We start from the raw sequence: 20,339 nt of genomic DNA on the forward strand, positions 1-20,339 counted from the left end.
TCATGACGACACAAGCAATTCATCTATTTAATCGACTGTTTGGTCGCAAAAAAGCCACGCTTGATTTAGCCACCGCGACCCAATGGCAGCTCATCGGACTCAAAATGCGTCAGCATAAACTGGCGTGGTACAGCATGTGGTTCCTCGTGTGGGTTTACTTTATTGCCATTTTTGCTGAGTTTTTTGCTCCGTTTGATCCCAGTGATAACTGGCGCCGTTACACCTATGCGCCACCACAAGCGGTGAGCTTGATTGAATCCACGGAGGATGGATGGCGTTGGGCGCCACACCTTGAGTTTTATAACAGCAAAACCGATCCACGCACGTTAAAACGTCACTACACCCTAAATGAGAACAAAAAAGTGTATTTCTCCTTTTTCGGTGAGACTGAGCGTTACTACTTGCTGGGCTTTATCCCAATGAATCGCAAGTTTGTGGTGCCACATGATCCGAAGCAGCCATTTTTTGTGCTCGGCTCTGACCGAATGGGGCGCGATATGTTGTCTCGCCTGATTTATGGGGCGCGCATTTCTCTCTCGGTCGGTTTGATGGGGGTATTCACCACCTTTGTGCTCGGCATTGTCATTGGCGGTGTCTCTGGTTATTTCGGAGGGGCGATCGATAACTTCATTCAGCGCAGTATCGAGTTTATGAAGTCCATTCCAACCTTGCCTTTGTGGATGGCCCTTTCTGCCTCATTGCCAGCGGAATGGAGTTCTCTCACCAAGTATTTCTTGATCACCATTATTTTAGGTTTGGTTTCTTGGCCGGACATGGCGCGAGTGGTGCGCAGCCGCTTTATGTCATTGCGCAGCGAAGAGTACGTCGCGGCTGCGTGGCTCGATGGCAACACGCCGTTTGAAATCATCCGCCGTTACATGGTGCCGAACTTCCTGAGCCACATTATTGCGGTGGTGACGCTGGCGATTCCAGCGATGATTCTGGGTGAAACCGCACTGAGCTTCCTCGGTCTTGGTTTACAAGCGCCGATGGTGAGTTGGGGCGTACTGCTGCAAGAAGCGCAAAACATTCGCGCATTGGCAGAAGCGGCTTGGCTGTTGATTCCCGCCGCGGCGGTGATTGTGGTGATTTTGGCAATGAACTTTGTGGGCGATGGTTTACGTGATGCTTGTGACCCATACCACGATCAGGGAGCGAAATAATAATGAAACAACGCATTCTTCAAGTAAAAGATCTCAACGTAAGCTTCCCGACCAGTACGGAACATTTTCACGCGGTTAAAGGGGTCAGTTTTGACCTCTATCGCGGCGAAACATTGTCGGTCATTGGTGAGTCAGGTTCTGGCAAATCGGTGACGTCGTCCGCCATCATGCAGCTGTTGGACAAACCGGGGCGTATTGATTCGGGTGAAATCCTTTACCATAACGAGCAAGGGCAGATCATCGACATCGCGCAAATGGATCCGCGCAGTAAAGAGATGCGCTACATGCGCTGCTTCAACATCTCCTTGGTATCGCAAGAACCGATGGCGGCGCTCAGCCCAGTGCATACTGTGGGCGACCAAATTAAAGAAGTGCTCTGCTTGGTTGAGCCGAACATCACCAAAGCGCAAGCACATTCACGCACGTTGGAGCTGCTGACTCAAGTGCAAATGCCAGAGCCGGAAAGTTTGATCAACAAATACTCGTTTGAACTCTCTGGGGGGCAGCGTCAACGTGTGGTGATTGCCATGGCGATTGCCTCTAATCCAGATATCTTGATTGCCGATGAGCCAACCACGGCGCTGGATGTGACCACGCAGGCGGAGATTCTCGACCTGTTTGCCGCGCTACAACAGCAATTTGGCATGGCGATTTTGTTCATTACCCACGACTTGGGTGTCGTGGCACAGATTTCCGATCGCGTCGCGGTGATGGAAAAAGGGATATTGGTCGAATGTGGCGAGGTACGGCAGATTTTTGAGAACCCTCAACACCCCTACACGTGTAAGTTAATGGAAGCAACGCGCGCTTTGGAAAAACCGTCCAAAGTGAAAGTGCCGTTTGCGCTGGATGTCAACAATCCGCCTCGTCCGATTCTAGATTTGAATGGCGTGAGTAAGATTTTTGAAAAACCGGCAAAAATGTTCCAGAAAAAGCGGTTTATGACGGCGGTCGATAACGCCTGCTTAACCCTTTACCCTGGGGAATCTTTAGGCATCGTGGGCGAATCGGGTTCCGGCAAAAGTACCTTGGGTCGTGCGATTTTGGGCATGTCACCTGCGAGTAAGGGCTCGATTCAATACGTAGACGAAGTGTCTGGACGCGAAATTGAACTGTCTAACTACAAGCGTCAGAAACGCGATCCTTTGTTTGCCGATCTGCGTTTAATTTTCCAAGACCCATGGTCGTCGTTGAACCCGCGCATGACAGTGTTTGACATCATTGAAGAGCCACTACTTAAGCTACGCACGGAAATGAACAAAACACAGCGTGAAGAAAGAGTGCGCAACATCATGAAATGGGTAGGGCTTCCGCCAGAATTCTCCAGTCGCTACCCGCATGCTTTCTCAGGCGGTCAGCGTCAGCGTATCGTGATTGCACGCGCTTTGGTCACCATTCCTAAAGTGGTGATTGCCGATGAAGCGACCGCAGCACTCGATGTGTCGCTGCGTTCTCAGGTGTTGGATCTGCTGATTGAATTCCAAAATACCTATGGCACGGCGTTTATCCTCATCACTCACGACATCGCAACCGTGAAATATTTCTGTGACCGCGTGTTGGTGCTGCAACATGGTCATATTGTTGAGCAGGGAAGCGTTGAGCAGGTCATTTTCAACCCGCAGCAAGCCTACACCAAGCAGCTCATTGCCGCGGTGCCAGTTGCAGAGCTCCCACCGGAGGAAGCAGCGGCAAAAAAGATTGCATAGCTCCTTGTTAATCATGGGGTGACACCTACAAACAGCCTCCTGTCACCCAGGAGGCTTTTTTTGTCTAAGCAAAACGAAAAGGACCTAAATCATGGGGAAGAATACCTCGATCATTCAGCGCATTCAGTGGCTGGTTGTGTTGTTGACTCTGGTTTTGATTTCACTTTCTGGCTTGTCGATTTGGCAGGGCCAACAGCTCATCCATCAATTAGATCACATTTCTGACAACACCATGCGACAGATGCAAACGCAAGCGGAGGCACTCAGTGTCGTGAGTAATGTGGAGAACCGTATTCTCTCAGTGCCAACGGCTCAGAGTGATCAGCTGGATAGGCTTGCCGCGGAGATCGAGCAAGAGATGTCCTGGTTGCGGCAAAGCGGTTTTGTCCAATCGCTCAATGCCAATACAGACGAGCTGAACAGCCAAACAGCAGGCTTACTTGAGCTGGCGCAATTGGGCACCAGTTTGCGAGTGCAGTTGGAGAAAAAACGTCAGGTGAATCAACTCACTGTGACCAAGGTGAAGCGAAAAATTTACGCATTGGCCGTCAGCTCTGATGATATGAACACCACGATGTTGGCGGACAGTTTGAGTAGCGAAATAGATGGGTTGGACTTTAATACCAATCGAGCACTCACCAGTCATCAACCGACAGAGATTGAAAAACTGCAAGAAAAGAATCGCGCTTTGGCGGTATCGATTCGAGCCAAAAGCGAACAACTGAAAGCCCGCAGTCGTCAATACGGCCAAAGTGACCTGGAGCGAGTTGAGAAAGTGTTAGTGGATGCATTTGAGCCATCCGGTGTGGTACACGAACACCTCACTGTTATTAAAAATCAGCAACTCGTTCAGCAACAAGCACAGCAGCTAGCGATGCGCTTAGCCCATTTGGGGGAGACACTGGAAATCGTGAATCGACAGTTACTGGAAGAAGTGGCGTTCATGGTTGAAGCCACACAAGCGGATCAATCCCGCTATCACATGCAGCTTGTCGGCTTTGTGCTGATTGTTGGTGGCGTCAGCGCCGTGATGGCAGTGAATGTATCAAACACACTCAAACGTAGCCTGCGGTTACTGATTGGTACGATTCAGCGGATGGCGGAGAGTGATCTGACCCAATCGGTGCCCAACTCATTGCCTGCTGAGTTTGGCCGATTAGCCCGCCATTTAGAGCAGTTGCGTCAGTCTCAGCTGGCGATGATTGACACCCTGACCCACAGTTCGACGAAATTAAACCAAGTCATCCAACAGAATGGCCAGCGAACTTCAGGCCTAACTCAGGCGTTGCAACAGCAAGCCGAGCGAACAGCGAGCGTCGTTCATCACACACATCAACTCACGCAGTTTATTGGCGATATTGATGATGAAAGTGAATCCGGAGCACGTCAGGCGACACTAGCAAGCCAAGAAGCGTATAACGGTTCTTTGAACGTCAATGAAAATATTGAGCGTCATTTGGCGTTAGAACACAAACTGCAATTGGCGGTAGAGACCATGCATCGTCTAAAGCAGAGTGCCGCACAGATAAATTTAGCGATGAAATTTATTGATGAAGTCGCCCAGCAAACCAACTTGTTGGCGTTAAACGCGGCAATTGAATCCGCGAGGGCAGGCGCGCATGGGCGTGGGTTTGCGGTGGTGTCCGATGAAGTGAGAACCTTAGCCGAGCGCACCTCTGGCTCGGTGGTGGAAGTGCGAGATATTATCGATGTGCTTCATCATGACGTAGACACCGCGGTGGTGCAGATAGAACATTGTAATCGAGAGATGCAGGATTCGATGAACAGTGCCAAACAGGCCGTTGAATCGGTCAACCGTGTGAAAACGTGCCTAGATCTGAGCAGTCAAACTGCGCAATCCATCTCAGCAGCAACGAAGCAGCAGCGCAGCCTCACGCGGCAAATCGCGGCGAAAATTGCCGAAATTCAAAGCGATTCACAGACCAACTTAGACCAAATTAGCCATTTGGTCACCGCAGGAAACGAGTTGCAAACCATGGCTGCTCAGCAGCAAAAATTGGTCGCTCAATACGTTGTGTGAAAAGGCTTAACGGCAAGCTAAGCTTCATCTCCTTGTTACTTCAAATAGCACAATAGCAAAATATCAAAGGGGCGCAATCTTGCCCCTTTGTTGTTACTTTCTCGTCGACTAAGCGTAGGTTTTGGGGGATTTTTGCATTCCCTTGCCGATCACGACTCTGATCACTGCTCCAAGTAGAACCGGAGTCAGTAAAAAGTCCCAATTTTGCCCTGTCATCATAATCAGCAACGGATTCGCACCCGCACGTGGGTGCGTAGTTTTCGTCAGCAGCATTGCTGAGACGGCGAGGCCGCTCGCGAGCGCCAAGCTTACGGGGTTCCCCCCTGTCTAGTAAGCAAAAAATAGCCCAACAAACGCGGTGATGGCGCAATGCATAAACATCTTCAATCGACTGCAACGATGAAGCACAAACGGATACGATGAAAAAAAGCCCGGCGTTGAGCCGGGCAAAATACAGTGGAATGAGAGGTTAAATTATTTGAGTTTTACGCTGTATGAAATCAGCACTTTTGTATCGTTACGATCCGCTTTGTGTACGATGTCGTCGCCACGGAATTTGCTGCGGAAGGTGCGAATATTTAGGCCTTCCAATGCGCCATCCATGAACTTGTAGCCGATGTTCCAATCGAAAGAATGCATAGAGCCATCGTACTCTTTCTCGGTTAAGCTTGAGCGAACATTGGTACCGTAGTTACCACCGATACCCGCGGTCAGCTCTGGCAGATCCCAGCTGGCAAAGTTGTAGTTCAGTGCCAATTTAACCGCTTTGGTGCCATCTACGCTGTAGTCTTCTAGGCCTGAGGTGGTTTGCTGGAAGTTACGGTTATCCGAGTTAGCCCACGGGGTGAGGCGGAAGTTGTAACCTACTTCTTGACCACCGGTGTCGGTGCTGCTGACGCCCGCAATCCAAGTAAAGCCGCCGTGCTTGATGTTGGCGCCAAGGCCTAGGTAGCTTTGCGCTTCTTCTCTGTTTAGTTTATAGCTCGTCGTTAGCTCATTCTTTTCGAGAATTGAACCGTGGTAAAATGCGCTTAAGCCCACTTTGGCCAAACCAAGATCGAAATCGTATTTCCCTAAAGCTTGCCAGTTTTGGCGGAAGTCTTTACCCACACCGTAACCGACGTCAATTTGGCCTTGATCGAACTTATAGATCGCACCCAGCGTTTGGATGTGGTCTATCGCTGTGTTGGTGGTGTCAGCACCTTTCACTTGGTTTTGATGCCCTTTGGTGGTCAACGGCAAAAACTCTTTGCGCCAATCGTTTTTAAACTGATCTGCAATTGCGTAGCCGACAACCAAGTTACCAAAATGTGCTTTGGCTTCTAGGCCGCGATAAGCGTGTGGGTTTAGGCCCCAGCTAGAGCGGATGGTACCAATGTTGATTTGGGTGTAACCACCACGCAGAGCAAGGCCAACATCGTCGTTACCAAACTTCGCTTTCAGTGCGGCAACAGAAACAGCGGCATAAGATTTGTCACATGCTTGGCCATTGTAAGCTGGGTTATTAGCACATTCGTGATCGCGGTAAAGGATTTCCGACATGCCCGTGGTGTTGCCAATTTGCAAGTTGGTGTTCGCCCAGATATCCAGACCGATGGTGTCTTTGAAGTAGCCTGATTTGTAGTCCCACGCCAGTTGTAGAGTTTGGTTTTCAATTTGTGGCGACCATTCACCCGTGGTCATGTTTTTCTGTTCGCGGTCACGAATGTATAGAAATGAGTGTAGACGAGAGGTCGAACCGTCGTAAAACGCCTGTTTGGCTTCAGCGGCTAGGTCAACCGCCGCGACACTCTGGTTACGAACATCGTTTGGGTCGACATCATTGGCGAAAACAGTACCGGAAGTTAGGGCGGCCAGTACAGCGGTAGAGATCAGAGATAGATTGATTCTATGTTGCATATCCATATATTCCATTTTTGTGTATAGGAGAATTCTATTTGCGATGTGAATATTATTGATATTTGTGATTATTTAAACTGAAACATCGTTTTGTGTTTTAAAAACCGGATGTTCATCAAAAATAAAAGATTATTGTGATTTCCGTTTATGCTCTCTGTTTCTTATGGTTTTTTCTGTCTTAAATTAAAAAATTGAGCAAGGATAAATAGGGAGATAAGACGACTTTGTTGTGCGGTTCGTTTAAATACAGTGATTCATCTGTAGGTAGGGTTATCTGTTGGAAGTGATTTTTTGATGAATTTGGATTTTTGTTAAGTTTTTGATTTTTATTTTGTTTGTTGGTTTTGTTGAGGGTGTGGAAAAGAGAAAGAATAAGAGCCCCATAAGGGGCTCTTAAAGATTGCAAACAATATCTAGGAAAACTGTCAGCTATATCCAATTTTCACTAATAACTACTTTCATAGGGCCAATATCAATGAAAATTCGCGTGGAGTTGTCGACGATTTTATTTGCAAATTTTGAATAGAGTGATTGCTCTTTTATGTTTCTACTGTCACGTCTAAATAATCGATATGCAATACCTTTTAATGAATAGTGTGATTGTATCTTTTATTTTATTGATGAATGCTTCTGCTCTGGCTTCAATTAATCTGTGCAGTAATCTCTCAAATTTTGACCGATGCTAGCATTCACTTACCCATTTAATCCATTTTGAAATGATGTTTTATAATCAAAATCACATAATTCAAATCAATTAATCATTAAAAATGAAAAGATGTTTCGTTTCTATTGATTGGTTTGGCTTGGTTGTTTATAGTTCTGGCATTCACGCTGTTTATGTGTGCCTTTTCGATTGAATAGCGGCTACTTCAACGTGTTGGGGTATGTGAACAAAGTAAGCCAACGTCGTGGTGGAAAGCGCCATGACAGCGGTTTTGACGTGAAAATTAACCACTTTTAAGCATGCCTCTGCTACCTGCTAAGCAACGCAATGACGGTGTTTTGTGAGGACCAACCAATGGTAGCAGAGGCCGCTGCTTAACCGTTGGCAAGCGCGTTACCCCACCAGTGCGCGCTTTCATCTTCCTTTTTGAAATCGACAGTTGTTAGAGGAATAGTGATGCGCGCTGTGAAACACCGCCAACTATCGCTGCTTTTTCCCTTTTTAAAGTGGTTACCAAAGGTCAACGCTCAATCGTTGCAAGCCGATTTTTGGGCTGGCCTGACTGGGGCGATTATTGTTCTGCCGCAAGGCATTGCTTATGCGATGATTGCAGGATTGCCTGCTGAGTTTGGCTTGTACACCGCCATCATTCCGGCGATTTTGGCCTCATTGTTTGGTTCTTCCCATCATCTTATTTCTGGCCCAACGGCGGCACTTTCGGTGATTGTTTTTACCACGGTTAGCCAGTTCGCAGAGCCGAGCACACCGCTTTATATCCAGCTCTGTTTCACCTTGACCCTATGCGCAGGCGTTATTCAATTGCTGTTTGGTTTGCTGCGTTTTGGCGCAGTGGTGAATTTTGTGTCCCATTCGGTGGTGCTGGGTTTTACCGCTGGGGCGGCGATTGTGATTGGCGTGAGCCAGTTAAAACACGTACTGGGTTTGCAGTACAGTTCTGGCGAAACCGCGATTGAAAACTTGCTGCTGCTGGGGAGTAATGTTGTTCACTTTGATGCCAAAGAGCTGTCAGTCGGTATGGTCACCATCGTGGTGTGCGTAATGTGCAAACGAATCTGGCCGAAGCTCCCCCATATGCTACTAGCGACACTAGCCTCAATGGCTTTTGCCTTGTGGATGAATCACGCAGGATACCCAGTTTTGATGGTGAGCGAGGTGAGCAGCCGTTCTCTCAGCCTCTCCTCGCCATTTGCTGGATTGAGCCATGTTGAACCCATGCTAGGAGGGATTGTCGCGGTGGCGATGCTCGGTTTAGTCGAAGCGATTTCAATCAGCCGCTCAGTCGCGCTCAAATCACGTCAACCACTGGACAGCAACCAAGAGTTTGTTGGTCAAGGTCTCTCCAATATTGTGGGATCGTTTTTCTCTTGTTACGTCTCTTCCGGTTCGTTTACGCGTAGTGGCGTTAACTACAGCAGTGGCGCGAAAACACCATTAGCGGCGGTATTTGCTGCGCTTTTATTGTTGGTGATCATGCTGCTGTTTGCCCCTTATGCAGCCTACATTCCCATCGCGGGGATGGGCGGCTTACTCTTGGTGGTTGCCTGGTATTTAGTCGATGTTCACCACATTACCACCATCGTCAAACACGACAAAAAGGAAGCGGTGGTATTGATTGCCACCTGTTTGGCGGCGCTGTTTCTTCATCTTGAACTCTCCATCTATGTCGGCGTTGGCGCTTCGCTGTTTTTTTATCTACGTAAAACCTCGCGCCCAGCGATTGAACGGCTGAGTCATGATGAGCTGAACCTTGAACAGCAGGACGACATTGCGGTAATCCGTATTAATGGCTCGATATTTTTTGGCTGCGTGCAATATCTTCATCAAGAGATGCAGAACGTCAGTGCTAAGCATCTGATTATTCTCGGCCGAGGCATCAACTTTATTGATCACCTTGGGGTGCAAATGCTTGAAGACTATGTTTCTACCAGCGGTCGAACTGTCTATTTTTGTCGCTTTAAAGCCAACGCCAAAGCGTCCCTGCTAAAGGGGGCATCATCGGTTCGAGAAGAACATTTTTCCGAACGATTGACGCCGCTGTTAAATCAAATTTGTAAGAGGTCATTATGAAAGTACTTGTGACGGGGGGCTGTGGCTACATTGGCAGTCACGCTTGTGTCGCTTTGGTCCGCGCGGGGCATCAGCCGATCGTGCTGGATAACTTCAGCAACAGCCACCCCAATGTGGTGGCACGAATCGAAACGTTGATTGGTCAACCGTTGGTGGTGTATCAGGGCGACATTCGTGACCGACTGGTGCTGGATGCTATTTTTGATCAACACGAGATTGGCGCCGTGATGCATTTTGCTGGCTTAAAAGCGGTCGGGGAGTCGGTCGAAAAACCGCTGGAGTATTACGACAACAACCTGACCGGGACGTTGAACTTGCTTGCCGCGATGCGTGTGGCGCATGTTCATCGGTTGATTTTCAGCTCATCGGCCACCGTTTATGGCGACCCCAAAACCGTGCCCATTACGGAGGCGGCCCCAACGGGTGCCACCACCAATCCTTACGGCACCAGCAAACATATGGTGGAACGCTGCTTAAGCGATTTTTCCGCCGCCAACCCCGACTGGAGCATTACCTTACTGCGCTATTTTAACCCTATCGGTGCGCACCCCAGCGGCTTGATTGGCGAAGACCCGAGCGGCATACCGAACAATCTGATGCCCTTCATTACTCAAGTGGCGATTGGTCGCCGTGAGAGATTGTCGATTTTTGGCGACGATTACCCAACAGCGGATGGCACCGGCGTGCGCGACTACATTCATGTGCAAGATCTGGTGGAAGGGCACGTGGCGGCACTGGAAAAGCGGGGGAATGTCCGCGGTCTGCACACTTACAATTTAGGCACTGGAAATGGGGTGAGTGTGTTGCAGATGGTGGCCGCGATGAACCGAGTGTTGGGGCGCGAACTGCCAGTGCGCATTGAGCCACGCAGAGCCGGTGATATTGCCCAATGTTTTGCCCAAGCCGACAAGGCCGCGCAGGAACTGGGCTGGAAAGCACAGCACGATTTAACGGATATGGTTGAGCACAGTTGGCACTGGCAGCAGCGCAATCCAAACGGTTACCAATCTTAGTTTGAAAGGAAACAATATGTCTCACGCATTTGATGTCGCCGAGCATCCACATCGTCGTTATAACCCACTAATGGGGGAATGGGTGCTGGTGTCACCACACCGAGCGAAAAGACCTTGGCAAGGTCAACAAGAAACCCTCAATGTTGAGTCATTGCCCAGCTATGAGAAAACCTGTTTTTTGTGCCCGACCAACACGCGCATTAGCGGTGATGTCAACCCGGATTATAGAGGCACCTTTGTCTTTAAAAACGATTTTGCGGCGCTGACCGAGCACACGCCGGATTCTCCGGTGAGTGACGATCCGCTGTTCCAACTGCACAGCGCCAAAGGGGAGAGCCGAGTGATCTGTTTCTCACCGGATCACAGCCGCACCTTGCCAGAACTGGCCCTGGAAGAAATTGAGCAAGTCATCACCACATGGATGACGCAAACGGAAGAGCTTGGCCAGCGTTACCCTTGGGTTCAGGTGTTTGAGAACAAAGGCGAAAGCATGGGCTGCTCTCAGCCCCATCCGCATGGGCAGATCTGGGCAAACAGCTTTATTCCCACCATTGTGGAGAAAAAAGATCATCATCAGCAGCGTTATTTTGAACAGCATCGCTCTCCGTTATTACTCGACTACGTTGAGCGTGAGTTAGCAAGCGGTGAGCGCATCGTAGTAGAGAGTGAGTTTTGGGTAGCATTAGTACCGTATTGGGCGGCATGGCCATTTGAAACGCTGCTGTTACCGAAAGTGAAACTGAGCCGGTTGACCGAGCTGAGCGATGAGTTAAAAGCGGATCTTGCGAAAGTCATCAAACGGCTCACCATTAAATATGACAACCTTTTCCAGTGCTCTTTCCCTTATTCCATGGGCTGGCACGGCGCACCCTTTGTGGCCGGGGAGCCGGAAGCCTATTGGCAAGTGCACGCGAGTTTTCTCCCCCCTCTACTGCGTAGCGCAACGGTGCGCAAATTCATGGTGGGATACGAGATGTTGGCGGAAAGCCAACGCGATCTCACTCCAGAGCAAGCGGCGGAGCGCCTGCGCAATGCAGCCGACATTCACTACAAGCAAGGTCACGACAAGCAAAGTTAATTTTTCGCGGGCAGATTATTTGCCGCGCAACGCGCAAAAAATTTTCGCCTGAGAATGGGTTGAAAAGTGGTTTTGATTTATTTGAAGAGGTTTTCTTCTTTTTGAAGGGAGCGGAATAAAAAGGAAAGGAATAATGATTTTAGAGGCGTTCAATTTAGACGGTAAGGTGGCGCTTGTCACAGGGTGCAATACAGGTCTTGGTCAAGGCATGGCAGTCGCGCTGGCGCAAGCGGGTTGTGACATTGTTGGTGTGAACTACGCTGGGCCGGATGAAACCCCCGCATTGATAGAAGCCACAGGCCGCCGTTTTTACTCGATTGTGGCGGATCTCAGTGATGCCTCTGTGATTGCATCCGTTGTTGATCGTGCGGTTACCCAAGCAGGACGCATCGATATTCTGGTCAACAACGCGGGCATTATCCGTCGTGAAGATGCGATCAACTTCAGTGAGCAAGATTGGGATGACGTAATGAACCTCAATGCCAAGAGCGTGTTCTTCTTAGCTCAAGCGGCGGCTCGCCAGTTTCAAGCGCAGCAGTCTGGCGGCAAGATCATCAACATCGCTTCGATGCTCTCGTTTCAAGGCGGCATTCGTGTTCCCTCGTATACCGCGTCGAAAAGTGCCGTGATGGGCATCACTCGTTTGCTGGCTAACGAGTGGGCATCACAGGGGATTAATGTCAACGCCATTGCTCCAGGCTATATGGCCACCAATAACACGGCGGCTCTCAGGGCTGATGCTGAACGCAATCAAGCGATTTTAGAACGCATTCCGGCGCAGCGTTGGGGATTACCCAGTGATCTTGCTGGCCCTGTCGTGTTCTTGGCATCGTCCGCTTCTGACTACGTAAATGGTTACACCATCGCTGTTGATGGTGGTTGGTTAGCTCGTTAATGGGTTGCAAGAGAAAGCTGCCAGTCAGCTTTTTTTTGAAATTAAAATTTAAATTGAAAAGGTGTTTTGAAAAATGTGAGCAATCTATGCGTTTATATAAAACTATCACTGTAAACTATAGATATATCATTGAGCATAACACCCACTTTGCACGACAAAGGTTTTGAGAGATTTCGGTATGAGTGAAGCGATCACGCTGCGTCCATTGCCAAGGGCGCTAGACGAAGAAAAAGTAGTCAACCATTTATCCACGGTGGTGGCAGCGATTAAACGAAACATTCCTAAGATCGGGGAACGCAACCCCAAGATCGGTACGGCGGACAATCAGTGGGAGTACTGTGGCCAGTTCGATTGGGTTTCTTCATTTTGGACAGGCGAGTTGTGGCTGTGCTATCAAATGACGGCTGAGCAATCGTTCAAAAACAGCGCCAAGCTGCGTAAACGTTACTTTGCAGACATGCTGCTAGACCCGTTTTGGTTGGATCACGATCTGGGTTTCCAATACAGTTTGAGCTGCGTGGCGGACTACAAGCTGACTGGTGATGAAGAGTCGAAAATGATGGCGATTCGCGCGGCCGATCATCTGATTCATCGCTTTAGAAAAATTGGTGGTTACATTGTGGCGTGGAATGATACCCATCCGCTCGGTCCTGAAATTACGCAAGGCAAATCGATCATCGACTCGCTGCAAAATACCGCTTTGTTGTTCTGGGCATCGCAAGTGACCGGTTCTCCGGTTTATGCACAAGCGGCCACGCGCCACAGCGAAACCTTGGCGAAACACATTGTGCGTGAGGATTTCTCCACCTATCACTCGTTTAACTTCCACCCTGTGACTCAGCAGCCAATCAAAGGCGAGACCTTCCAAGGTTTTGCGGATGATTCGTGCTGGGCGCGCGGCCAATCTTGGGCGATTCACGGCTTTGCACAAACCTATCTTTACACCAAAGATGAACAGTTTTTGACTCTGGCGAAAAAGCTCGCGCGCTATGCGGTAGAGCAGATCACCGATGATGGTGTTCCCGTATGGGATTACTCGTTGCCCGCGGATGAGATCCAGTACAAAGACAGCTCAGCCGGTGCGATTACCGCGGCGGGCTTGCTGCTGATTGCGCAGTGCATTGACGATGCCGAAGAGGCCAAACAATACCGCGATTGGGGCTTGTATCTACTGCAAGGCTTAATGCAGAGCTGCGATTTAACCGCCGATGAGCAAGCCCTTGGGCTTTTGGCGCACGGCGCGTCGTTTGTCAAAGTGGGTTTGTGCGACAACATGTTGCCCTACGGCGATTACTACTATCTAGAAGCCCTAATGCGCGCTAACGGCTACCAGAGCTTCTTCTGGTAAACCGAACTCAATAACTCATTCGGGGGAGCCCTTTCCCCCGTCTATCCCAACTTTTTGGAGCCTATCATGACCCAATTTGCCTCTCGTAAAGGTCATATGACCCTGCCTGTTGAAGAAGGACAGGAAGACGTCGTGCTGGATTTATATCAGCGCTGGCAAGCCGATGCACTGCGCGATAGCGATGGTACAACCATGCCAGATTCATTGGCCGAGCAAGACAGCGATATCTATTCTGTGATGTGTTTGGTGCGTGCGGATCAAGCGTATGCCAATCAACATCCAGAATACCTACACCGTAAATACTTGATGTCATTCCCTGTCACCGCGATGAGTGATCGCGTGGCGATTTTTCCACTCGATGGTTACAGCAAAGACAAGTATGAACTGGACGATGACAGCGATCCAAAACAGTGGTGGGAAGTGCGAAATCGCACTTTGAACAAAGTGATCTCGACGGATAAGTGGACCTTTGACGCACAATATCAGCGTGTTGATATTGAAGATGCGATCCCGTATCACGAATACACCATCACTTTCATGGCGCGCCAAGTGTGGGACAGCGTGTCGATGTACAACGCGCTGACCAACGATTGGAAAGGGCCGCGCATCAAGAGCCTTGACCCGTACCACCCAGAATGTCGCGCGCATCTATTGCAGCACTTTGCCCATTGGTTGGAGACGCACCCAAACACCACCGTGGTGCGTTTTACCACCTTCGCTTTCCTATTCGTGATCGATACCGGTGAGAAGAATCAAGACATCTATCGCGATTGGACCGGCTATGGCGAAACGGTTAGCCCACGCGCTTTAGAAGATTTTGAACAACGCTTTGGCTACAAGCTTTCTCCGGAAGACTTTGTTGATGCGGGTTACTACAACGGTACCTATAAAGTGCCTTCTCAGCAGTACCGCGATTGGATGACTTTCGTGCAAGACTTCGTGGTCGAATTTGCCGCCGAGTTGGTCAGCATGGCGCACCAAGCGGGCAAGAAAACCGCGATGTTCCAAGGCGATCACTGGATTGGCACTGAGCCATTTCTTGAGAGTTATCAGAAGATTGGCATCGATATTAATGTTGGTGCGGTGGAAGATGGTGTGGCGCTGCGCCGTTTAACCGATTCCGGTGGTGATCAAATTCGTGAAGCACGTTTTTATCCCTATTTCTTCCCTGATGTGTTCCGCGAGGGCAACGATCCTGTGGTGGAATCGATGTCGAACTGGACCAAGATTCGTCGCGCGATGTTGCAAAAACCGTTGGATCGCATTGGCTATGGCGGCTATTTGTCACTTGCAAACCAGTTCCCGCACTTTATCGACCATGTGACGGATATTTCTCGTCAGTTCGGTGAGTATCTCGACAATACGCAGCGCAGTGAATCGCAAAAATTGCCGGGCAAAGTGGCGGTGTTGAGTGCTTGGGGAACGGCGCGCAGTTGGCTGCAAAACCAAGCACGAGACCAGCGTTTTTACGTGCCACCACGCCCTGATGTGATGGAGCTGGTCGGCAATAACTTGCTGGAGTGTTTGTCTGGTCTGCCATTTGAGGTGGAGTTCATCAGCTTCGATGACATCGCTGAGAAGGGCATCGATCCGGACATCAAAGTGATCATTAACACCGGCGATGCCAACTCGGCTTGGAGTGGTGGCGAGTGTTGGGATGATCATAATGTCATCGTGAAACTGCGTCGGTTTGTCGCAGAAGGCGGCGGTCTACTTGGCGTGTCCGACCCTTCGGCGTGGCAAAAAAATGGCCGCTATTTCCAGTTGGGGGATGTGTTCGGGTTAGAGAAAGAGACCTCTTTGACCATGGGGCGCGTGGCGATGCCGTTGCAGATCGAAAAACATCACTACCTCAGCCAATTTATTCAGGGTGATGAAGACTTTGGTAACCCAAGTTATGTGTACCCGCAAGCGCAAGACCTCACCGTTCTGGCTGCGCAAGGGCAACATTTGGCGTTGACGGCGCGTGGCTATGGCTCCGGCCGCGCGGTGTACTTAGGGAATCTGCCATTTAGCATGGAAAATGCCCGCCTGTTGCAACACATTTTGTTGTGGCTAACGCAGCAGGAAGAAACGGCACATGCCTGGCTGTCCAATAACCCTTATGTTGACGTAGCGTTCTACCCGCAAACCAACAAAGCGACAGCGGTGAACTTTACCGATGAGACTCAGAAGGTGACGGTATTGAACACCGATGGTGAGCCACAATCGATAACGCTGAAACCCTATGAATGGCGTTGGTTCGATAACTAAACCAAACAAAGAAGGTAGAAGGTGCTGTCAAAGCACCTTCTTTTCATTCCGATAGACTCACCAAGGAGATGATTCGCATCATGCACTCGCAACATTTGATGCAGATCCGCAGCAAACTGTCACAATCCATCGTCGAGCTACAAAGGGGCATGCTGCACGAGCACGATTGGCATCAAACCATCGCTCAATACCAAAACGCATTTTCTCGCCAAACAGGCTGGCTCGATGCGCCGCTTGCAGACGCTGAGCAAGACGGAGAGCGTATTTTTGCCTATTTGCAGCGCGTATTGCTGCTCGCTTGCCAACACTACCAACGACCTTGTGCCTCGATTTTGGAAACGATTGAACAAGCGTTGGCGCACTGGTATCGACACAATCCAACCCACTGGAACTGGTGGTGGAATCAAATTGGCAAACAGCGACTACTGGGGCCCATCGCTTTGCTGCTCAGCGATGCGCTCTCGCCAGCATTGCAGCAAAAATTGATGGATGATCTGCCCGCCCAAGCGAGCATGACGGGGGCGAACAAAGCCGATCTGGCGAATGGGGTGGCGTATCGTGCATTGCTTGAAAACAATCAAACTCGCTTTGCCCAAGCCATGGCCGATATCGCTGACACTATCGTGTTGACGCAAGAGGAGGGCATTCAAGCCGATTTTTCTTACCAACAGCATGGGCCGCAATTACAAAACGGCGGTTATGGTGAATCTTTCCTAAATGTCGCTTTGCCGTGGGTGTATGCGGCGGCTGACACCTGCTTTCGCTTTTCAAGTGATCAGCAACGTTTACTGCTCAGCTATTTCTTACAAGGTTCGATGTGGATGACGCGTACCGGTCGCTGGGATTACAACGTGTGTGGCCGAGCCATCGCCAAGCCCGATTTGGAGAAACCGCACAGTCGCGCGTCTTTGAAAGTGCAAGTGACCATGCTGATGGCGCTGTTTCCTCAACATCGCTTGCCACTCGAAAGTTACCTCGCGCACCTTGATGGCCGTGCGTATCCCTTTGCGGGGTTTAAACACTTTTGGCGCTCAGACTATTCTGCCATGGTGAACCATCGCTTTTCGGTGACGGTGAAAACCAATTCGCGCCGCACCAAGCCGATTGAAACGGGCAATCAAGAGAACTTACTCGGTTTCTGGCTCGGTTTTGGCAGCATGAACATCAGCGTGACGGGCGACGAATACCACGATATTTATCCTTACTGGGATTGGGCAAAAATCCCTGGGGTTACCTCACCCAGCGTGGCCATGCCCGCGCACGAATGGGGGCGCATCGAGCAAAACACCGAGTGGACTGGCGGCGTCAGCAATGGTCGATGGGGGATAGCCAGCTTTGAGTTGGATGTCCAGCAAACTCAGGGTTTGAAATCGTGGTTTTTCTGTGGTGATGCCATTGTGGCGCTGGGGGCAGGCATTCGTTCTGAACATCAAAGCCCCATCGTTACCGCTATCAATCAATGCCATGCGCAAACGCCTGTTTTTCACCAGAATGAGAATGGGGTGGAGCGGTGTGATGGTGTTGCCGTTCAAGGTTGGCTTCATCATGCCAATGTCGGTTATCTGCTGGGCGAGGGTAAGGCGTATTTGCGTTGCGATGAACAACAGGGCAGTTGGCAAAAAATTAATGCGCATTTGAGTGATGAAAAAGTTGCTGGCAAGGTGTTTAGCCTGTGGATTGAACATGGCGTACGGCCGCATGACGCCGGCTATCACTACACACTGTTACCGGGAGCGACACTGGCGAAAACCCAACAGTATGCCGCTCAACCCGAAGCGCAAGTGCTGCATAATTTGCCTCAGTTGCAAGTGGTTCAGTTTCGTCATGAAGTCGGCTGTGTGTTTCGCCAAGCCGGCCGCCTAGAGCTGGCGAGCTTCGCTCATCAACCCGCTTTTGCGTTGGAAGTGGACAAACCCTGTTTGCTACTTTGTGAGCGCACATCGGTTGGCTTTCGTTTGGCTCTGTCGACGCCGGGCAGAGCCGACAAGGTGCAGATCACCTTGCATCAAGGCGGTCAAACGTTCGCAGTGACCATCGAAACCTCGGCGCTGCCTGATAAGTTGGGCGAAAGCGTGCTGGTGGATATCGAAGCGGAACCGAGTATGGCACGCGATAGCTGAACCGAAAACCAGACAAAAAAACGCCCTGTGATAAACAGGGCGTTGATTTGATGGTATTTAACGGCGATTAAGCGATTTGGCTCTCTTCCATTTCTGGGCAGTCGTCGGCAAGAAAACCGCCGGTTTGGTGTGCCCACAACTGCGCATAAATACCGTTGTTTTGCAGCAGCTCTTGGTGCGTGCCTTGCTCAACAATATTGCCTTTATCCAGCACGATCAGGCGATCCATCTGTGCAATGGTCGACAAGCGGTGAGCAATGGCAATCACGGTTTTGCCTTGCATCAGCTCGTTCAAGCTTTCTTGGATGGCCGCTTCCACTTCCGAGTCGAGGGCTGAGGTCGCTTCATCCAGCACCAAGAGTGGCGCGTCTTTGAGTAGCACGCGAGAAATCGCGATGCGCTGACGTTGACCTCCCGAGAGTTTCACCCCGCGCTCACCCACTTGCGCATCGTAGCCGACGTTGCCAAACGGGTCGGTGAGGGTCTCGATAAACTCATGCGCGTGCGCTTGCTTGGTGGCGCGCAACAGCTCTTCTTCACTGGCATCCGGATTACCATAAAGAATGTTCTCGCGAATCGAGCGGTGCAGCAGTGAGGTGTCTTGCGTCACCATACCAATTTGCGCACGCAGCGAATCTTGCGTCACCTCAGAGATGGTTTGGCCGTCGATCTTGATCTTGCCGCTCTCCACATCGTGGAAACGCAGCAGCAGGTTAACCAGCGTTGATTTGCCCGCGCCAGAGCGCCCCACTAGGCCAATTTTCTCACCCGGTTTGATGTGCAAATTGAGATGGTTAATCACGCCTTTGTTTTCACCGTAGTGGAAACTCACGTCGTCAAACTCAATGCCGCCTTGTTTCACTACGAGCTCAGTGGCCTGTGGTTTGTCTTGAATATCAATCGGTTTGGACAGCGTTTTCATGCCATCAACCACCGTGCCCATGTTTTCAAATAGTGAACCCACTTCCCACATGATCCACATCGACATCCCGTTGATACGCAACGCTAAACTCACGGCAATGGCAATCGCGCCAATGCTGATCGCACCGCCTAACCAAAGGTGGATGGAGAGCGCACCAATCGAAAACACCAGCACATAGTTGGTCACCTGCACCGCGATATTGAAGCCCGTCACCAAGCGCATTTGACGATGAACCGTGTCTAAGAACTCGCGCATGCCGCTTTCGGCATACTCGGTCTCGCGTTTGCTGTGCGAAAACAGTTTCACCGTTTGGATATTGGTGTAGCTGTCGACAATGCGACCAGTCATGGTAGAGCGGGCGTCTGCTTGCGCTGAAGCGACATCTTTGAGCTTAGGGACAAAGTAAACTTGAATGCCGATGTAGATCAGCAGCCAAATCACCATCGGCACCATCAAACGCCAGTCGGCCGCCGCGAGCATCACAATGATGCTGGTGAAATAGACGGACACGTAAACAAACACGTCCATGGTTTTCATCACCGATTCACGCACCGCCAACGAGGTTTGCATCACTTTGGTGGCGACACGTCCAGCAAAATCATCTTGATAGAAGTTCAAGCTTTGATTAAGCAAATAGCGGTGCGCCAACCAGCGGATCGACATCGGGTAGTTGCCCAGCAGACTTTGATGCACCAGCAGTGAGTATCCAACGATCAGGGTTGGCATCACCACTAAAAGTATCACGCCGTAATAAATCAGCTCACTTTGGTTTTGCTCAAGGAACGTTTGTGGATCGCTGTTGCTCAGCCAGTCGACAAGTTGTCCCATGGCACCAAACAACGACACCTCGACAATCGCGACGATGGTAGACAGCAATGACATCAAAATCAGCGGTTTTTCAAACCCACGAGTGTAGTGGCGGCAAAAAGCCAGTAACCCTTCGGGTGGTTGTTCCGGCGTTCCGGCCGGAAACGGATTGGTAAAACTTTCAAATCGTTTAAACATAACGCTTCCTAAAAATAACGACGCCCACACTGCCAGAAGGTGCGGGTAAAAAAAGAAGTGGTGGAAGGGCGAAAAGTAGTCTAACGGATTGATGGGCTAAATGTAACCAGTTGGTTATCACTTTGCGGCATATCCTAAGGGATT

At 50.1% G+C, this 20,339-nt stretch carries 13 protein-coding genes; 10 read left to right on the forward strand and 3 right to left on the reverse strand.

Going from position 1 to position 20,339, the window contains the following annotated elements; all coding sequences use genetic code 11:
* The first annotated feature begins 2 nt into the window (after positions 1-2).
* The 3 genes from FC652_RS05835 to FC652_RS05845 all read left to right on the forward strand — a co-directional run bounded on the left by FC652_RS05835 (position 3) and on the right by FC652_RS05845 (position 4,910).
* Positions 3-1,163: an ABC transporter permease gene (locus tag FC652_RS05835; RefSeq protein WP_176297864.1), complete on the forward strand. Its 1,161-nt coding sequence runs from the start codon at positions 3-5 to the stop codon at positions 1,161-1,163.
* A 2-nt stretch (positions 1,164-1,165) separates the two neighbouring features.
* Positions 1,166-2,869 carry an ABC transporter ATP-binding protein gene (locus tag FC652_RS05840; protein ID WP_176297865.1) on the forward strand — a complete coding sequence of 568 codons (1,704 nt, stop codon included), beginning with the start codon at positions 1,166-1,168 and terminating at the stop codon, positions 2,867-2,869.
* Positions 2,870-2,960: 91 nt separating this feature from the next.
* Positions 2,961-4,910, forward strand: a complete 1,950-nt coding sequence (locus FC652_RS05845) for a methyl-accepting chemotaxis protein (protein ID WP_176297866.1) — start codon at positions 2,961-2,963, stop codon at positions 4,908-4,910.
* 108 nt (positions 4,911-5,018) lie between these two features.
* Here the strand turns inward: FC652_RS05845 and FC652_RS05850 are convergent, their stop codons facing one another.
* Both FC652_RS05850 and FC652_RS05855 read right to left on the reverse strand, forming a co-directional pair.
* Positions 5,019-5,216, reverse strand: a complete 198-nt coding sequence (locus tag FC652_RS05850; RefSeq protein ID WP_176297867.1) for an HPP family protein — start codon at positions 5,214-5,216, stop codon at positions 5,019-5,021.
* 168 nt (positions 5,217-5,384) lie between these two features.
* Complete coding sequence (locus tag FC652_RS05855; protein ID WP_176297868.1) at positions 5,385-6,824, reverse strand: OprD family outer membrane porin; 1,440 nt, start codon at positions 6,822-6,824, stop codon at positions 5,385-5,387.
* A gap of 1,105 nt (positions 6,825-7,929) precedes the next feature.
* Here FC652_RS05855 and FC652_RS05860 point away from each other — a divergent pair.
* The 7 genes from FC652_RS05860 to FC652_RS05890 all read left to right on the forward strand — a co-directional run bounded on the left by FC652_RS05860 (position 7,930) and on the right by FC652_RS05890 (position 18,268).
* On the forward strand, positions 7,930-9,561 hold the full coding sequence (locus tag FC652_RS05860; protein ID WP_176297869.1) for a SulP family inorganic anion transporter: 1,632 nt from the start codon (positions 7,930-7,932) through the stop codon (positions 9,559-9,561).
* Positions 9,558-10,574 (forward strand): UDP-glucose 4-epimerase GalE, encoded by a 1,017-nt coding sequence (gene galE / locus FC652_RS05865; protein WP_108678594.1) that lies wholly within the window; start codon positions 9,558-9,560, stop codon positions 10,572-10,574. The genes FC652_RS05860 and galE overlap by 4 nt, the downstream gene beginning before the upstream one ends.
* 16 nt (positions 10,575-10,590) lie before the next feature.
* Positions 10,591-11,652, forward strand: coding sequence for a UDP-glucose--hexose-1-phosphate uridylyltransferase (locus FC652_RS05870; protein WP_108678595.1), 1,062 nt, complete (start codon positions 10,591-10,593; stop codon positions 11,650-11,652).
* A 133-nt stretch (positions 11,653-11,785) separates the two neighbouring features.
* The gene (kduD, locus tag FC652_RS05875; protein WP_015728433.1) at positions 11,786-12,547 is read left to right on the forward strand and encodes a 2-dehydro-3-deoxy-D-gluconate 5-dehydrogenase KduD; all 762 of its coding nucleotides are present in this window, start codon (positions 11,786-11,788) and stop codon (positions 12,545-12,547) included.
* Between the two features lie 178 nt (positions 12,548-12,725).
* Complete coding sequence (locus FC652_RS05880; protein WP_015728432.1) at positions 12,726-13,895, forward strand: glycoside hydrolase family 88 protein; 1,170 nt, start codon at positions 12,726-12,728, stop codon at positions 13,893-13,895.
* A 66-nt stretch (positions 13,896-13,961) separates the two neighbouring features.
* Positions 13,962-16,148: a 1,3-beta-galactosyl-N-acetylhexosamine phosphorylase gene (gnpA, locus tag FC652_RS05885; protein WP_176297870.1), complete on the forward strand. Its 2,187-nt coding sequence runs from the start codon at positions 13,962-13,964 to the stop codon at positions 16,146-16,148.
* An 80-nt stretch (positions 16,149-16,228) separates the two neighbouring features.
* A complete protein-coding gene (locus tag FC652_RS05890) occupies positions 16,229-18,268 on the forward strand; it encodes a polysaccharide lyase 8 family protein (RefSeq protein WP_255199135.1) in 2,040 nt (679 codons plus the stop codon).
* Positions 18,269-18,335: 67 nt separating this feature from the next.
* Here FC652_RS05890 and FC652_RS05895 read toward each other — a convergent pair whose 3' ends face one another.
* On the reverse strand, positions 18,336-20,195 hold the full coding sequence (locus tag FC652_RS05895) for an ABC transporter ATP-binding protein (RefSeq protein WP_011081988.1): 1,860 nt from the start codon (positions 20,193-20,195) through the stop codon (positions 18,336-18,338).
* Positions 20,196-20,339 lie beyond the last annotated feature (144 nt).

The organism is Vibrio sp. 05-20-BW147 (assembly GCF_013369385.1).
In the GTDB taxonomy this organism is placed as follows: Bacteria; Pseudomonadota; Gammaproteobacteria; order Enterobacterales; family Vibrionaceae; genus Vibrio; species Vibrio floridensis.

Excerpts from the sequence above, each read along its gene's own strand:
- FC652_RS05835 (WP_176297864.1), top strand. The coding sequence starts at position 3 with ATGACGACACAAGCAATTCATCTATTTAATCGACTGTTTGGTCGCAAA.
- FC652_RS05840 (WP_176297865.1), top strand. The coding sequence starts at position 1,166 with ATGAAACAACGCATTCTTCAAGTAAAAGATCTCAACGTAAGCTTCCCG.
- FC652_RS05845 (WP_176297866.1), top strand. The coding sequence starts at position 2,961 with ATGGGGAAGAATACCTCGATCATTCAGCGCATTCAGTGGCTGGTTGTG.
- FC652_RS05855 (WP_176297868.1), bottom strand. The coding sequence starts at position 6,824 with ATGGAATATATGGATATGCAACATAGAATCAATCTATCTCTGATCTCT.
- FC652_RS05860 (WP_176297869.1), top strand. The coding sequence starts at position 7,930 with ATGCGCGCTGTGAAACACCGCCAACTATCGCTGCTTTTTCCCTTTTTA.
- galE (WP_108678594.1), top strand. The coding sequence starts at position 9,558 with ATGAAAGTACTTGTGACGGGGGGCTGTGGCTACATTGGCAGTCACGCT.
- FC652_RS05870 (WP_108678595.1), top strand. The coding sequence starts at position 10,591 with ATGTCTCACGCATTTGATGTCGCCGAGCATCCACATCGTCGTTATAAC.
- kduD (WP_015728433.1), top strand. The coding sequence starts at position 11,786 with ATGATTTTAGAGGCGTTCAATTTAGACGGTAAGGTGGCGCTTGTCACA.
- FC652_RS05880 (WP_015728432.1), top strand. The coding sequence starts at position 12,726 with ATGAGTGAAGCGATCACGCTGCGTCCATTGCCAAGGGCGCTAGACGAA.
- gnpA (WP_176297870.1), top strand. The coding sequence starts at position 13,962 with ATGACCCAATTTGCCTCTCGTAAAGGTCATATGACCCTGCCTGTTGAA.
- FC652_RS05890 (WP_255199135.1), top strand. The coding sequence starts at position 16,229 with ATGCACTCGCAACATTTGATGCAGATCCGCAGCAAACTGTCACAATCC.
- FC652_RS05895 (WP_011081988.1), bottom strand. The coding sequence starts at position 20,195 with ATGTTTAAACGATTTGAAAGTTTTACCAATCCGTTTCCGGCCGGAACG.